The 13,859-nt window shown below is 69.8% G+C and carries 12 protein-coding genes; 6 read left to right on the forward strand and 6 right to left on the reverse strand.

Annotated features, from left to right (window positions below; translation table 11 throughout):
* Positions 1-68: 68 nt before the first annotated feature.
* Positions 69-929, reverse strand: a complete 861-nt coding sequence (locus tag ABIA35_RS04750; protein WP_370356881.1) for a DeoR/GlpR family DNA-binding transcription regulator — start codon at positions 927-929, stop codon at positions 69-71.
* A gap of 309 nt (positions 930-1,238) precedes the next feature.
* Between ABIA35_RS04750 and ABIA35_RS04755 the strand changes: the two genes are divergently transcribed.
* The 6 genes from ABIA35_RS04755 to ABIA35_RS04780 all read left to right on the forward strand — a co-directional run bounded on the left by ABIA35_RS04755 (position 1,239) and on the right by ABIA35_RS04780 (position 7,772).
* Positions 1,239-2,561, forward strand: coding sequence for an ABC transporter substrate-binding protein (locus tag ABIA35_RS04755; protein ID WP_370356883.1), 1,323 nt, complete (start codon positions 1,239-1,241; stop codon positions 2,559-2,561).
* 9 nt (positions 2,562-2,570) lie between these two features.
* Positions 2,571-3,629 (forward strand): carbohydrate ABC transporter permease, encoded by a 1,059-nt coding sequence (locus ABIA35_RS04760; protein WP_370356885.1) that lies wholly within the window; start codon positions 2,571-2,573, stop codon positions 3,627-3,629.
* A complete protein-coding gene (locus ABIA35_RS04765) occupies positions 3,629-4,444 on the forward strand; it encodes a carbohydrate ABC transporter permease (RefSeq protein WP_370356887.1) in 816 nt (271 codons plus the stop codon). The genes ABIA35_RS04760 and ABIA35_RS04765 overlap by 1 nt, the downstream gene beginning before the upstream one ends.
* 69 nt (positions 4,445-4,513) lie before the next feature.
* Complete coding sequence (locus ABIA35_RS04770; protein ID WP_370356889.1) at positions 4,514-5,458, forward strand: SIS domain-containing protein; 945 nt, start codon at positions 4,514-4,516, stop codon at positions 5,456-5,458.
* A gap of 18 nt (positions 5,459-5,476) precedes the next feature.
* Positions 5,477-6,805, forward strand: coding sequence for an alpha-galactosidase (melA, locus tag ABIA35_RS04775; RefSeq protein WP_370356891.1), 1,329 nt, complete (start codon positions 5,477-5,479; stop codon positions 6,803-6,805).
* 40 nt (positions 6,806-6,845) lie between these two features.
* On the forward strand, positions 6,846-7,772 hold the full coding sequence (locus ABIA35_RS04780; protein ID WP_370356893.1) for a carbohydrate kinase family protein: 927 nt from the start codon (positions 6,846-6,848) through the stop codon (positions 7,770-7,772).
* On the opposite strand, the gene ABIA35_RS04785 is transcribed toward ABIA35_RS04780, so the two are convergent.
* The 5 genes from ABIA35_RS04785 to ABIA35_RS04805 form a co-directional block, all read right to left on the reverse strand.
* The gene (locus tag ABIA35_RS04785) at positions 7,759-9,330 is read right to left on the reverse strand and encodes a spherulation-specific family 4 protein (protein WP_370356895.1); all 1,572 of its coding nucleotides are present in this window, start codon (positions 9,328-9,330) and stop codon (positions 7,759-7,761) included. The genes ABIA35_RS04780 and ABIA35_RS04785 overlap by 14 nt on opposite strands.
* 11 nt (positions 9,331-9,341) lie before the next feature.
* Entirely contained in the window at positions 9,342-10,586 is a 1,245-nt protein-coding gene (locus ABIA35_RS04790) for a Gfo/Idh/MocA family protein (protein WP_370357391.1), read from the reverse strand.
* Between the two features lie 65 nt (positions 10,587-10,651).
* Complete coding sequence (locus ABIA35_RS04795) at positions 10,652-11,473, reverse strand: carbohydrate ABC transporter permease (protein WP_370356897.1); 822 nt, start codon at positions 11,471-11,473, stop codon at positions 10,652-10,654.
* Positions 11,466-12,440 carry a carbohydrate ABC transporter permease gene (locus ABIA35_RS04800; RefSeq protein ID WP_370356899.1) on the reverse strand — a complete coding sequence of 325 codons (975 nt, stop codon included), beginning with the start codon at positions 12,438-12,440 and terminating at the stop codon, positions 11,466-11,468. The genes ABIA35_RS04795 and ABIA35_RS04800 overlap by 8 nt, the downstream gene beginning before the upstream one ends.
* A complete protein-coding gene (locus ABIA35_RS04805) occupies positions 12,437-13,711 on the reverse strand; it encodes a sugar ABC transporter substrate-binding protein (RefSeq protein ID WP_370356901.1) in 1,275 nt (424 codons plus the stop codon). The genes ABIA35_RS04800 and ABIA35_RS04805 overlap by 4 nt, the downstream gene beginning before the upstream one ends.
* Positions 13,712-13,859: the final 148 nt, after the last annotated feature.

Raw genomic sequence — 13,859 nt, forward strand, 5'->3', positions numbered from 1 at the left:
GTCAGGCCGTCGTCTGGCCGTCGCCGGGCACATCGAGTCCGCCGGCCGCGCGTGAGGCCCACCCACCCTCACCGCCGCACCGGTTCCGCGATCCGCACCGCCACCCCCTGCGCCGCGATCGCCTGCAGCTCCGCCGGATCGGCGCTGGAGTCCGTCACCAGCTGGTCGATCGCCTCCAGGCCGACCACGTGCGCCAGATGCGTGCGGCCGATCTTCGAGCCGTCGGCGACCACCACGACCCGGCGCGCGCGGCCGATGATCACCGCGTTGGTGTGCGCCTCGACCTCGTCGTGGGTGGACAGGCCGCTGGCGGCGCTGATGCCGTCGATGCCGATGAAGGCGGTGTCCACGTTGAAGCGCCCGACGATGGTCTCGGCCCAGGGGCCCACCATCTCGTAGGAGTTCGAGCGGGCCACGCCGCCGGTGACCACCAGTTTCACCTTCGGGCGGTTGACCAGGATGCCGGCGATGTTCAGGGCGTTGGTGACCACCGTGAGCTCGGTGCGGGTGGCCAGCAGCCGGGCCACCTCGCTGGTGGTGGTGCCGCCGTTGACGGCCACCACGTGCCGGCCCGGGGCCAGGGCCCGCAGCGCCATGCGCGCGATGGCCTGTTTGGCCGCGCGGCCGTGGTTGTCGCGGTAGCGGACCGGCAGCTCGTAGGCGACGTCCCGGCCGACCGCGCCGCCGCGGGTGCGGACCAGCAGGTTCTGGTCGTCCAGCAGGGTCAGGTCGCGGCGGATGGTGGCCACCGAGACGCCGAGTTCACGCGCCGCGGTGGCGACGTCCACGCTGCCGCCGTAGGCCAGCCGGTCCAGGATCGCGGTGACCCGGTCGGAACGGTGCATGGTCGGGATGTGCTTGCTGTGATGATCGGACATCAGGTGGGCATCGATGAGGCTCATGGTGAGCTCCACAGTGCTGGTGGGCACGACCCCGCCTCGGAACCCGCGCGGCGGTGCTCGCACGGTCCTGGCGACTCGGTCCGGGCTCGCGGCGGATGCGCCGGCATACCGGATGGGCGTACCTCTGACGTCGCGTTTCCACGGCGACCCCCCTGATGCTACTGGTGCGCCCGGAAGCTGCCAAGAAGTTGCTCAACGAGCGACGTTGCGTGCTCCTTCGAGCATCCCCGGTGAGCGAAACGTGCGTGGATCTTGTGAGTTCGGGGTGCGGGGTTCTTGAATGACGGAACTCTTCCGTCCCTGTTCCCTCCGTCTTCTCCGTCTGGGAGGCCTCCCGTGCACCCAAGAACGACACGCATACTTCGCTCGGCCGCCGTCACCGTCAGTGCCGCCGCGCTGGCCCTGACCGCCGGCTGCTCGTCGTCGTCCTCCTCGAAGGCGGCCGCCGATCCGGCCAAGGCCGTCACCATCACGGTGTGGACCGGGCAGGACGTCGCCCCGGAGAAGCTGCTGGAGGGCCTGGCCAAGCAGTTCCACGCGGCGCACCCGAACGTCACCGTCGACATCTCGCCCGGCGCGCCGACCACCGACCAGCTGCTGCCGAAGCTGACCGCGGCCTTCACCAGCGGCACCTACCCGGACATCTCCTACAACTTCGGCAGCTGGGCCACCCAGATGCAGGACTCCGGCCGCACCCTGGACATCACCGACAAGGTCAAGGACCCCTCGGTGAAGTGGGACGAGTTCCCGCCGGCGGCCCGGCAGACCGCCACGCCCAACGGCCACGTGATCGGCTTCCCGGCGGTCGTGGACAACCTGGCGCTGATGTACAACAAGAAGCTGTTCCAGGCCGCGGGGATCCCCGCGCCCACGAACACCTGGACCTGGGACGACTTCCGGGCCGCGGCCAAGAAGCTCACCGACCCGGCCAAGAACATCTACGGCACCGCCTATTCGGTCTCCGGCACCGAGGACACCACCTGGCACTTCTGGCCGCTGCTGTGGCAGAAGGGCGGCAGCGTCCTGAACTCCGACAACACCAAGTCCGCCTTCGACTCCGACGCCGGCGTGGCCGCGCTGACCTTCCTGCAGCAGATGGCCGTCACCGACAAGTCCGTGTACCTCTCGCAGGACGACCAGAAGTACGCCGACCTGTTCAAGTCCGGCCTGATCGGCATGATCATGAGCGGGCCCTGGCAGCTGTCGGACAACGTCGCCGCCAACCTGGACTACGGCGTCACCTACCTGCCGTCCTTCGACGGCACCGACCACCAGACGATCTCCGGCCCCGACATCTGGACCCTGTACGACCACCACGACGCGAACCGGGCCTACTGGTCCTACCAGTTCGCGCAGTGGCTGACCTCGCAGGAGATCGACCCGCAGTTCAACCTGGCCACCGGCAACCTGCCGCTGCGCAGCAGCGAGGCCACCAGCCAGGAGTTCCAGGCCTACGCCCAGCAGTACCCCGGCGCGCAGACGCTCTTCGACAACCTGAAGAACGCCACCACCGCCCGCCCGACCGTCCCCGGCTACGTCGGCCTGTCCCAGGCCGTCGGACAGGCGATCGCCAAGGTGCTGCAAGGACAGGGCGATCCCAAGACGGCGTTGCAGGACGCGGCCAAGGCCGCCGACGTCGCGCTGGCGCAGGCGGACTGAGGCGCGCCGATGAAACACGGAATCCTGATCTCCGACCACGAGAAGGCCGGGGGAGGTGCCCGGCGGCGGAGCGCGGGCACCGGTCTCGGCGCGAGCGCGAGCGCGAGCACGAGCGCGAGCACGAGCACGAGCGCCGTGGGCCTGGCCACGGCTGGCGGCCCCGCTCCCGACAAGCCCAAGTGGACCGCGCGCCGCCGCCGGGTCATGGCCAACCTCACCGGCTGGTCCTTCGCCGCCCCGGCGACCCTGATCATCCTGGGCCTGACCGTGTTCCCCGCGGCGTGGGCGTTCCTGATCTCCCGCGAGCACTGGAACGGCATCACCCCGGCGCGCCAGATCGGCTGGGACAACTACCGCCTGATGATGCAGGACCCGGACTTCAAGTCCGCCGTGAACCACACCGTGCTGTTCACGGTCCTGTACGTCCCGGTGGTGCTGGTCCTGGGCATGTTCCTGGCGATCGCGCTGAACCGGAGGATCCGCTTCATCGCGTTCTACCGCACGGCGTTGTTCGTGCCGCTGGTCGTCTCCGCGGCCGCCACCGGCATCCTGGCGAACTTCGTGTTCGACCAGCAGTTCGGCCTGGCGAACAACCTGCTGCGGGTGCTGCACCTGCCGCAGCAGGGGTTCCTGGCCGACCGGCACGAGGTCATGTGGGTCATAGCCCTGATCTACCTGTGGACCGACCTGGCGTTCTCGGTCATCGTCTACCTGGCCGCGCTCCAGGACATCCCGACCGACTGCCTGGAGGCGGCCCGGATCGACGGCGCCAACCGCTGGCAGCAGTTCCGGCACGTGATCCTGCCGAGCCTGGCGCCGGTCACGGTGTTCGTCGGCGTCTGGGAGACCATCTCGGTGCTGCAGATCTTCGAGCTGGTCCTGACCACCACGCACGGCGGTCCGCTGGGAGCCAGCCAGACCATCGTGTACTTCATCTACAACCAGGCGTTCAACCTGTCCCGCTACGGATACGGCTCGGCGGCCGCCTACACGCTGTTCGGCGCCACGCTGGTCATCACCCTGGGACTGTTCGCGTACGCCCGGCGCAGCAAGATCGAGGCCTTCTGATGACGCGCAAGTTCAGCCGCTGGCACCTGCTCCTGATGCCGCTGTCCCTGGTGTTCCTGCTGCCGCTGGCGCAGATGCTCCTGGCCTCGTTCACCTCCAACGCGGACATCAACCGCTTCCCGCCCCGGTTCTTCCCTTCGGCGCTGCACATCAGCGGCTACGTGCGGCTGTTCCGCGACGCGCCGGTCGGGCGGTGGATGCTGAACTCGGCGATCGTCTCGGGCATCGCGATCGTCAGCCACCTGGTGCTGTGCTCCCTCGGCGGGTACGCCTACGCGCGGCTGTCGTTCCGGGGGCGGACCGTGGCCTTCGTGACGCTGGTGGCCACGATCATGATCCCGACGCAGATGCTGATGATCCCCACCTACTTCATGTTCAGCCACCTGGGGCTCATCGACACCCTGGGCGCGGCCTTCGTGCCGTTCCTGACCTCGGCGTTCGGCGTGTTCCTGATGCGGCAGTTCTTCCTGTCCCTGCCCAAGGACCTGGAGGAGGCCGGCCGGATCGACGGGCTGACCACCTTCGGGGTGTTCTTCCGCATCGTGCTGCCGCTGGCCCGGCCGGCGCTGGCCACGCTGGCCGTGTTCACGCTGCTCAACTCCTGGAACGACCTGCTCTGGCCGCTGATCGCGATCAACGACCCGTCGAAGTTCACGATCCAGCTCGGGCTGATCAACTTCCAGGGCGCGCACCACATCGACTGGCAGGAGCTGATGGCCTGCAACGTCGTGGCGACCGCGCCGCTGATCCTGGGGTTCCTCATCGCCCAGCGGCAGTTCGTCCAGACGATGAGCATGTCCGGGCTCAAGGGCTGACCCGCTTCTTTCTGCTTCTTTCCGCACTTCTTCGTTCCACCTGAACGACTCTTCCTTGAACGGAGTCACATGTCTTCCTTCGTCACCGCCGAACTGGCCGACCAGCCGCACAGCTGGCGGCGGGCCGCCGAGCTCGCCGCCACCGCGGCGGGGCTGCCCGAGCCCGGCGAGCGCGTGGCCGTCGTCGGCTGCGGGACGTCCTGGTTCATGGCCCAGGCCTACGCCGGGCTGCGCGAGGCCTCCGGCGCCGGGGAGACCGACGCCTTCACCGCCTCCGAGCTGCCGGCCGGCCGCGACTACGACCGGGTTCTGGCCCTGAGCCGTTCCGGCACCACCACCGAGGTCCTGGACGTCCTGCGCGCCGCGACGGCACCGACCACCCTGATCACCGGCGTCGCCGACTCCCCGGCGCCGGCGCTGGCCGGCGCGACGATCGTGCTGGACTTCGCCGACGAGCGCTCGGTGGTGCAGACCCGCTTCGCCACCACGACGCTGGTCCTGCTGCGTGCGCACCTCGGCGAGGACCTGACACAGGCCATCGTCGACGCCGAGACGGCGGTCGGCGAGCCGTTGCCGGCCGGGGTGGCCGAGCGCACGCAGTTCACGTTCCTGGGCGCCGGCTGGACCACCGGCCTGGCCGCCGAGGCCGCGCTGAAGATGCGCGAGGCGGCGCTGGCCTGGTCGGAGTCGTATCCGGCGATGGACTACCGGCACGGTCCGATCGCCATCACCGACGAGAACTCCGCGGTCTGGATGTTCGGCGCCGCCCCGGCCGGGCTGGCCGAGCAGGTCGGCGCCACCGGCGGGCTGTGGGTCCAGCAGGACCTCGATCCGCTGGCCTCGCTGGTCCAGGCCCAGCGCTTGGCGCTGGAGCTGGCCGTACGGCGGGGCCTGGACCCGGATGCCCCGCGGCATCTGACGCGCTCGGTGATTCTGCGTCCGCCCACAGCCACCACAGGCAATGCAGCGACCACAGCCAATACCGCCACCACAGCCAATACAGCCACCATCTGATCCCGAAAGAGAATCCGCGTGATCCGCATCGCCTTCGTCGGCGCCGGCTCGGTGGTCTTCACCCGGCAGCTGCTGCACGACATCCTGTCCTACCCCGAGCTGTCCGGAGCGGCCATCGCGCTGCACGACATCGACCCCGAACGCCTGCAGGTCGCCGCCGCCCTGGCCGCCCACGCCGTGCGCGCCACCGGCGCCGAGGTGACCGTCACGGCCACCACCGACCGCCGCACGGCCCTGGCCGGCGCCGACGCGGTGGTCAACATGATCGCCGTCGGCGGCCACCGGGCCACCGTCACCGACTTCGAGATCCCCGCCGCCGCGGGCCTGCGCCAGACCATCGGCGACACCCTCGGCGTCGGCGGCATCTTCCGCGCCCTGCGCACCTTCCCGGTCCTGAAGTCCCTGGCCGAGGACATGGCCGAGGTCTGCCCGGAGGCCTGGCTGCTGAACTACACCAACCCGATGGCCATGAACATCCAGTACCTGACGGCCGTCGCCCCGAAGCTGAAGGTCGCAGGCCTTTGCCACTCGGTGTACTGGACGGTGCGCGGGCTCTGCGAGATCATCGGCGTCCCGCACGACGAGGTCGACGTCCTGTCCGCCGGCGTCAACCACCAGGCCTGGATCCTGCGCTGGCAGCACCACGGCCGCGACCTCTACCCCGACCTGGACGCCGCCATCGCCGCCGACGCCGACCTGGCCCGCCGCGTCCGCGTCGACATGTACCGCCGCCTGGGCTACTACCCGACCGAGACCAGCGAGCACTCCAGCGAATACGTCCCCTGGTACCTCGGCCACGACGGCGAGATCGCCCGCCTGCGCATCCCGGTCGGCGACTATGTCGCCATCAGCGCCGAGAACCTGGCCGAGTACAAGGAACTGCGCAAAGTCGTCGCCGACGGCGGCGACCCGGCCGGCGGCTGGGAGAGCGACGCCGCCGAATACGCCCCGCAGGTCATCCACAGCCTGGTCACCGGCACCCCCCGCACCATCCAGGTGACCACCCCCAACACCGGCCTGATCAGCAACCTGCCACAGGGCGCGGCGGTGGAGGTCCCGGCCACCCTGGACCGCCTGGGCGTGCACCCGCACCACGTCGGCGCACTGCCGCCGCAGCTGGCCGCACCGAACCGCCACTTCCTGAACGTGGTCGACCTGGTGGTGGCCGCGGCGATCGAAGGCGACCCCCGGCACATCCGCCACGCGGCGATGGCCGACCCGGCCACGGCCGCCCGGCTGACGGTCGAGGAGATCTGGACCCTGTGCGACGCGATGGTCGAGGCGCACGGCGACGCACTGCCGGAGCCACTGCGGCGCGCGCCGGTGGTGGCGGGCGGTGCGAGGTGAGGGGATTGAGAAAGGAACCACATTCCGGGCGGAGGCTGCGATGAGCGGCTTCGATCTGCTGGTCGTCGGCGATACGAACCCTGATGTTCTGCTCGCCGGCGCCCCGGCAGTCCCGCCGTACGGCCAGGCCGAGACCCTGGTCGCGTCCGGCACCCTGGCCCTCGGCGGATCCGCGGCCATCGTCGCCCATGGCGCGGCCCGCCTCGGCATCTCCACCGCGCTGGCCGCGCAGGTGGGCCGTGATGCCGCCGGCGACTTCGTCCTCGACGCCCTCACCTCCGTCGGCGTCGACATCGCCGCCGTCACGCGCCATCCGGACCTGCCCACCGCCCTGACTGTCTGCCTCGGCGGCCCCGACGGCGACCGTGCCATTCTCACGGCGCCCGGCTGCCTGGCAGGCTTCGACCCGGCCGAGCTCCCGCGAGCCCGGCACGTCCACGCCGCGTCCTACTTCCTCCAACCGAGCCTTGCTGCGCGCCTTCCCGAACTGCTCCGGGCGGCGCGCGCCGCCGGGGCGACCACGTCCCTCGACACCAACCACGACCCCTCCGGCCTCTGGCAACTCGCCCCCGGCCTGCTCGAAGTCTGCGACTACGTCCTGCCCAACGAGGCCGAGGCCTTGGCGCTGACCGGCGCCGCTACCGTCGATGAAGCCCTGAAGTCCTTCGCCGACAGGGGCGTCGCCACCCCCGTGGTCAAACGCGGCCGTCACGGCGCTGCGGCCCTTCAGGAAGGCAACACCCACACCGCGCGCCTCGCCCCGCTGGAGCCCGTCGACACCGTCGGTGCCGGCGACAGCTTCGACGCGGGGTTCCTCGCCGCGCTGCTCAACGGCGAGGGCCTGGAGCAGGCCCTCGCCGTCGGGTGCGCCTGCGGCGCTCTGTCCACGCAAGGCCTTGGCGGCACCGCTGCTCAGCCGACGTGGGACCGGGCCGTCGCGCTCAGCCTGAGCCTCAGCCCCGGCTGAAGGTGATCGGCGCGGTGTAGAAGGTGTTGCCGTTGAACACCGCCCGCTGAGTGGCCGCGGACGTCCCCAAGGCGCTCAGCGGGATGCTCCAGCTGTAGACGTTCCCGTTGTGCGTCATGTTCGGGCTCACGCCGTTCACCGGTGCCCAGCTCCAGCCGTGCGACAGGCTGCGGTACAGGATGTTGTTCTCGATCATGTAGTCCGCGCCCAGCGGCGTCGAGGACGGCGAGGGCAGCTGGAAGCCGGTGCTCTGGTTGTTGTCGCTGTCGATGAAGACGTGGTGCAGGCTGACCGCCGTGTTGAACGTAGCCTGGAACGTCTCGGTGGTGGCGGTCATGCACGCCGAGAAGTTCGTGATGGTGCCCGAACCCGCGACCGGGGTGCACGAGCCGGAGCCGCCGCCCGACGTAGTCGTGACGCTGACCGGAGCGCTCGCGGGAGAGACGTTCCCCGCGGCGTCGCGGGCCTTGACCGTGAAGCTGTATCCGGTGGCCGGGCTCAGGTTCGAGACCGTCGCCGTGGTGGTGGATCCGGAAACCGCCGCCACGACCGAGGACCCGGAATACACGTCATACGCCGTCACCCCGACGTTGTCCGAAGACGCCGACCACGTCAGCGTCACCGACGTCGAGCCCACCGAACTCGCCGCCAACCCCGACGGCGCGCTTGGCGGCGTGGTGTCGCCACCGCCGCCGCTCGCCCCGGTCTGCGTGAGCTCGTCGCTCCAGTAGCTCCCGGTCGGCAGCGTGTCCCAGGGGTTGGGCAGGTTGTCGTTGGTGACGTACAGGTAGCCGGCGTTGCGCTGCTTGCTCAGGCTGACCGCGTTCTCCATGTTGGCTTGGGTCGGCGTGTCGTAGACCAGGTGCCAGAACTGGTTCGGATTGCTGGAAGACAGCTCCCACGCCGGCGGCGTCCAGCTGGTGTACGAGGCGTAGGTGCCCTCGAACATCACCAGGATGTCCGCCGCGGAGGAGTAGCACTGGTCGGCCGGCGCGCCGGGGTTGTCGGCGGTCAGGGCGCCGGCATGGTTCTGCTTCACGTAGTCGCCGACCGCCTGGTACAGAGCGACATGCGCGTTGTCGGTCCCGCAGTCGTTCAGCGCGTCGTCGAAGAAGATCCCGGCCAGGCCGTAGCTGCCGTACCAGCTGTACCAGTCATCGACATCGGCCTCAGCCTGCGTGGTCCACGCCGTGGTCGTGGTCAGCCCGCCGCGCGTGGCACGCCCGGTGGTGCCGAAGTAGCCGGTGTCGACGTACCCGATCACCTTGACCCCGGCAGCGGTCGCCGCCTGGATGGCGTTCGCATAGCTCTGATCGAACGCCGTGCTCGGGCCGTTGTCGGGATTGGCGATCGCGATGCCGACAGCCGGCGAGCTCTGGTCGAGCTGGGTCCAGTAGCTCGTGCTCGGGTTGAAGTACGCCGGCACGCCGATGTGCTGAACGCTCGCGGTGTTGGCCGTGGCCGATGGTGCTGCCAGACCGAACCCTGCCAGGGCCACAGCCGCGGCTGCCGCCAGCAACCGGAGCCGAGACCATCGGAACCTTTGGAACAGGTGCATCGTGCTCTCCTTCACAAGGTGGACGCCGGGATCGGAGGGACCCGGCGGTGGTGCCTTGGAGAATCAGCGAAGTGCGCGGCGACCGCCGGATCGGGCGCGGCCACCGCGACCGGCACGCCGCCGGAGCGCAGCGACTCGGTCGCGGCGACCCCCGCGGCCACCGCCTCGCGCGCCGCCACCGGCGAGGTCTCGGTCGGGCCGCCGATTGCGGCGTACCGCAGGAACTCGGCGACCAGCGCGGCATCGGCGCCGCCGTGCAGCCCCTCGGTGTCGGCCTCGGCGATCGGGACGACCAGGTCGGCGTCGGCCCGATAGCCCGAGCGCCGCCGGTTCCACACCCGGATCTGGGCCGGATCCCCGTCGATGCCGTCGCCGAAGTTCTCCAGCCGTCCGGCGTCGCCGATCACCGTGTAGTTGCGCCAGTAGTCGGGCGTGTAGTGACACTGCTGGTAGCTGGTGAACACGCCGTTGTCGAGCCGGGTGAGCATCTGCGAGATGTCCTCGACGTCGATGACCGGGTTGAGGTCCCGCAGCCGCGAGGGCGGCCACGCCCCGGCGTCGAACCACTCCGCCATCAGCGCGCCGGAATCCTCGGCGCTCGCCGACCGCCGGTGCGGGTTGGCGCCGTAGAGCGTCAGGCCGCCGAGCGCGACCACCTCGCGGGAGTAGCCCCCGGCCAGCCAGTGGATGACGTCCAGGTCGTGCGCGCCCTTCTGCAACAGCAATCCTGTGGTGTTGGCGCGCTCGGCGTGCCAGTCCTTGAAGTAGTAGTCGCCGCCGTGGCCCACGAAGTGCCGGCACCACACCGCCTTCACCTCGCCGACCGCCCCGTCCTCGATCAGCTCCCGCATCCGCCGCAGCATCGGCAGGTGCCGCAGGTTGTGCCCGATGTACAGCCGGGTGCCGGTGCGGGCCGCCGTGGCCAGCAGCGCGTCGCAGTCCGCGAGCGTGATCGCCATCGGCTTGTCGACGAACACCGCCACCCCGGCGGCCAGGAAGTGCAGGGCCGGCGCGGCGTGCAGGTGGTCCGGGGTCAGGACGAACACCGCGTCCAGCTCGCCGGCCGGCAGCGCGTGCCAGTCCTCGTAGACGGCCACGTCGTCGCCGAACAGCTCGCGGGCGTGCTCCCGCCCGCGCTTGCTCGGGTCCGCGCAGGCCACGACCCGCGCGACCCCCGGCCGGTGGGCGTGGGTGGCCAGCTTCGCGCGCTGGCCCACGCCGACCACGCCGATCCTCAGCTCCGACAGCCCAGGCATTCCCGACAGCTCCGACAGCCCGGGCAGCTCCGACAGCTCCGACAGCTCCGACAGCTCCGACATCCTCATCCCTTCGTTCCGGTCAGGGCGATGCCCTCGATCACGCGCCGTTGCAGGACCACGAAGACGACGATCACGGGCACGGTGGCCATCAGCGCCCCGGCCATCAGCACGGGGTAGTTCGTCATGAACTGGCCCTGCAGCGAGGCCAGCCCCGCCGACAGCGGCATCTTGTGCGGGTCGGTGTTCACCACCAGCGGCCACAGCAGGTCGTTCCAGGACCAGATCATGGTCAGGATGCCCAGCGCGATCAGCCCGGGCCGGGCCAGCGGCAGCATGACGCTCCAGTACACGCGCAGGGGCCCGGCGCCATCCAGCCGCGCCGCCTCCTCCAGCTCGGCCGGCATCGCCAGGAAGAACTGCCGCAGCAGGAAGGTCCCGAACGCGCTGAACATGCCCGGCAGGAACAAGGCCGTGCGGGTGTTGAGCAGGTGCAGGCTCTGGATGATCTGGTACTGCGGGATCACCAGCAACTGGCTGGGCACCAGCAGGATCGACAGGAACAGCCCGAACAGCAGGCTGCGTCCCGGGAAGCGCAGGCGCGCGAAGGCGTAGGCGGCCATCGAGCAGAACAGCAGCTGCGCGGCGGTGCGGGCCAGGGTGTTGACGACGCTGTTGACCAGCATGCCGCCGAAGGGCACCGTGTCGAACACCGAGCGGTAGCTGGAGCCGTGCCAGTGCGGCGGCAGCCAGGTCGGCGGCACGCGCGTGGCCTCGGTCAGGGTCTTGAACGAGGTCAGCAGCTCCCACAGGAACGGCCCGGCCATCGCGATGGAGGCGGCGACCAGGAACGTGTGCGCCCCGATCGATCCCCGGCGGCTACGCATAGTGCACCCACCGCTTCTGCAACCGGAACTGGAAGCCGGTCAGCGCCACGGTGACCAGCAGCAGGACGAAGGCGATCGCGGCGGCGTAGCCGCGGTTGTTGTTCACGAAGGCGTCCTGGTAGAAGAGGTAGACCACGCTGCGGGTCTGCGGCAGCGCCGGATTGGTCTGCCCGATCAGGACGTAGACCAGGTCGAACGTCTGCAACGTGCCGATCACCGACAGCACCGTGACGAAGAACAGGCTCGGGCTCAGCAGCGGCAGCGTCAGGGCGAAGAACTGCCGCACGGGACCGGCGCCGTCGATCTGCGCCGCCTCGTAGTACTGGCGCGGGATCGACTCCAGCCCTGCCATCAGGATCACCATGGTGTACCCGACGCCGGACCACAGCCCGACGACGGCCACCGCGATCAGCGCCGTGCTCTGGTCGCTGATCCAGTACGGCCCGTGGATCCCGATCTTTCCCAGCAGGGTGTTGATGAGCCCGTAGTCCCCGGCGTACAGCCAGCGCCACACGATCGCCACCGCCACCGGCATCGTCACCACCGGCAGGAACAGCAGCGCGCGGTACACGCCGACGCCGCGCCGGCCCGGCCGGGCCAACACCGCGGCCAGGACCAGCGCGATCGGGATGCCGGCCAGGCCGAGCAGGCAGTACCACAGAGTGTTGACGAACGCCGAGCGCAGGTCCGGGTCGTGCAGCAGCGCGCGGTAGTTGGCCAGGCCGCTGAAGGTGTGGCCGCCGAACGGGCCCCAGGTGGTGAAGCTGTAGTAGAAGGTCTGCACCACCGGCCACAGATAGAACACGCCCAGGCCGAGCGCGGTCGGGGCCAGGAAGAACGCCGCCCACGCCGTCTCCTTGCCGCGCCGCTTCCACCGCCGGCGCCTTTGCCGCAGGCGGGAATCCAGGGCGAGCCTGTCGGGCCCGGCGGGCGCGAGGGACTGGGCCCTCGCGCCCGCCACGGTCACGAACCCTCCTTGGCCAGCGCCGCGTCCATCTGCGTGGCCAGGTCCTGGGCGACCTTGTCGATCGGCTCGCTGCCGTCCCAGGCCTTGGTCAGCAACGTGGTCTCCAGCGTGTTCCAGGCCGCGGTGTTCTTGGAGATCGGGTAGGGGACCGCGTCGGGGAGCTGATCGAGGAAGGACTGGAGGTGGTACTGCGGGTAGGCCTTGACCCAGGTCTGCTGCATCCCGTTGTACGCCGGGATCACGGTGCCGGTGTCGGCCTCGATCTGCGCGGCGGCCTGCGAGCCCAGGAACGCCGCGAACTTCTCGGCCTGCGCCGGGTGCGAGGTGTGCGCGAAGACGACGTTGGCCAGGCCGTGGATGATCGTGGCCTTCTTCACCCCGGCGGGCAGCGGGGCCACGTCGACGCCGGTCTTGGTGGCGTCGTTGCCGGAGAACTCCTTGGCGTCCCAGGAGCCGCCCCAGTACATGGCCAGCTTGCCGGACTCGAACAGGTTCAGCGGCGCGGTGTCCGTCATCTGCTTCAGGCTCGGCGATTCCTTGGCCGCGACCAGGTCGGTCCAGAACTTCAGGCCGGCGATGGTGGCCGGGTCGGCGTACCCGGATTTCTTGCCGTCCGGGGATATCACGGAGCCGCCGGCCTGGTAGATCGTGTCGTAGAAGTTCTCCTGGCCCTCCAGGTTGGCCCCGACGCCGTAGACGCCCTTGGCCGGATCGGTGAGTTTCTTCGCCGCCGCTTGGAAATCGGCCCAGGTCCAGGCGGCGGTGGGGTAGGAGACCCCGGCCGCGTCGAACAGGGCCTTGTTGTACCAGAGCCCGACGGTGTCGAAGTCCTTCGGCAGCCCGTACTGCACGCCCTTGTACTGGTAGAGCTGGGCCAGTGCCGGCGGGTAGACGGAGGTGTCCGGATGCAGGTTCGTCAGCGGCTCCAGCACCTTGTTCGAGGCGTAGAGCTGGAAGTTCGGCCCGTTCATCCAGAAGACGTCGGGGGCCGAACCGCCGGAGGCCGCAGCTTGGAGCTTGGTCCAGTAGTCCGCCCACGGCGTCTGCTGGATCGTGACCGTGATGCCCGGGTTCTGCGCCTCGAAGGCCGCGATGATCTTCTGCATGGCCGGGACCTGGGTCGCGTCCCAGACCCCGTAGCTGAGGCTGACCTTGCCGCCGCCGCTCCCGCCGCTCCCGCTTCCGGAGGAGCTTGTGCTGCTGGAACAGGCGGCAGCCGATATGACCAGCGCGAACGATGCCGCCGCGGCCAGTGTGGTGCGTGTACGCATGTCGCATCTCCCTGATCTCGTCGAACCGGGGGATTAATATTGCGGCGAGTGTTACTAATCCGATGAGGCGTGTCAACCCTCGGGGTTCGAAGCGAGCATCAGGGGTGCGAGATCGGAGCCTGATTCGCGCTCTATGCGCTGATTCACC

This window comes from Catenulispora sp. MAP12-49, assembly GCF_041262705.1.
GTDB lineage: Bacteria > Actinomycetota > Actinomycetes > Streptomycetales > Catenulisporaceae > Catenulispora.